At 59.7% G+C, this 1581-nt stretch carries 2 protein-coding genes; both read left to right on the top strand.

The window, feature by feature from the left end; translation table 11 throughout:
• Nucleotides 1–445 (top strand): alpha/beta hydrolase family protein (locus tag WBP53_RS09380; protein WP_423928226.1); only part of this gene is annotated, 445 nt, incomplete at its 5' end.
• Nucleotides 446–558: 113 nt separating this feature from the next.
• Nucleotides 559–1581, top strand: a 1023-nt coding sequence (locus WBP53_RS09375) for a DUF2207 domain-containing protein (protein ID WP_423928224.1), incomplete at its 3' end; no start/stop codon positions are given.

Here is a 1581-nt window from a genome sequence, read left to right as displayed (position 1 = left end):
GAGCTACGGCGGCTACCTGACGACGATGCTGCTGGCCAAGGCATCCAGCGACATTGCCGCCGGCGTTGCCGTGGCTCCGGTTACCGACTGGACCCTGTACGACACCCACTATACCGAGCGCTACCTGTCGACGCCCGAGGACAATGCGGCCGGCTACATTCGCAGCGCTCCGTTCGCCTGGCTTGACGGCATGAGTTCGCCGCTGTTGCTGATTCACGGCATGGCCGATGACAATGTGTTGTTCTCCAATTCCACCCTGCTCATGGCGGAATTGCAAAAGCGCGGCGTGCAGTTTGATCTGATGACTTATCCAGGTGGCAAGCACAGCCTCTCTTCGGATTCGATGAAGATGCATGTGTTCAACCTGATCGTGAGCTGGCTTGACCGGCAGCTTGATCCGGACAAGGTCGTCGTGACAGAAAAGGCAGCCGACGCGCAGGATTGATTTGCTGGAACGGCAGCAGGTACTGGACTGAGGCAGGCCACGAGAAGCCGGATGCGAGAGCCGTGTTCCTGCGTGAATGTGGAGTCTGAATACAGCCAACCGGGAAGCCCAGAATGATTCGAGTAACCGTGATCCTGCTTGCCCTGCTGTGCAGTGCCGGCGCGTGCGCTGAAGAGCGCATTCTCGAGTTCCACAGCGATATCGCGATCGCTCACGACGCCTCGATGAGCGTCACCGAGACGATCCGCGTGCGCGCCGAAGGCAATCGTATTCGCCGAGGCATCTACCGCGACTTCCCGACCCGCTACACCGACGCCAATGGCAATCGCGTACATGTGGTGTTCGAACCACTCGGGGTCGCCCGCGATGGCAAACCCGAGCCGTGGCACGCCGAGGCCTTGTCCAATGGCGTGCGCGTCTATTTTGGTGATGCGAACGTCTATCTCGGCCGTGGCGAGTTCACCTACACGTTTCGCTATCGCACGGCACGCCAGCTCGGCCACTTCGAATCACACGACGAGCTCTACTGGAACGTGACCGGAAACGGTTGGGATTTCATCATCGATCGCGCCAGTGCAACCGTCTCCTTGCCTGAACAAGTGGATCAAAGCCGCATAACGCTTGAAGGCTACACGGGCCCGCAAGGTTCGAAAGCGCAAGACTATGCAACCAGCGTTGATGCACACGGCCGCGCGATGATCGAGACAACGCGTGCCCTGCCTCCCGGGAATGGCCTGACCCTGGTCGAGAGCTTTCCGAAAGGCGTCATTGTCGTTCCCGACCTGGAACAGAAACTGCGCTGGTTCGCTGCGGACAATCGTCGTGAAGCGGTACTCGGTCTGGGCCTGCTGTTGCTGACCGGCTTCCTCGGCCTGCAATGGTGGCGGGTCGGACGCGACCCGAAGGGCAGCGTGATCATTCCAGAGTACGATCCACCGGATAACCTGTCCCCGGCCGCGGTGCGCTACATCCGCAGGATGGGCTACGACGATCGTTGTTTTGCCGCCGACATTGTCGAGCTCGGTGTACTCGGTGCGGTCAGGATCAACAAGGAAACCTACTCCAGATACGTGGTTGAACGCAGCCGGGAAGACGCGGCAAGCTTACAATTACCCGATACCACGAAGGTCCTGTAT

It is taken from the genome of Dokdonella sp., from assembly GCF_049593775.1.
In the GTDB taxonomy this organism is placed as follows: domain Bacteria; phylum Pseudomonadota; class Gammaproteobacteria; order Xanthomonadales; family Rhodanobacteraceae; genus Dokdonella.
Note: the sequence above shows the minus strand (reverse complement) of the source record. Positions and strands in the feature narration are given on the sequence as shown.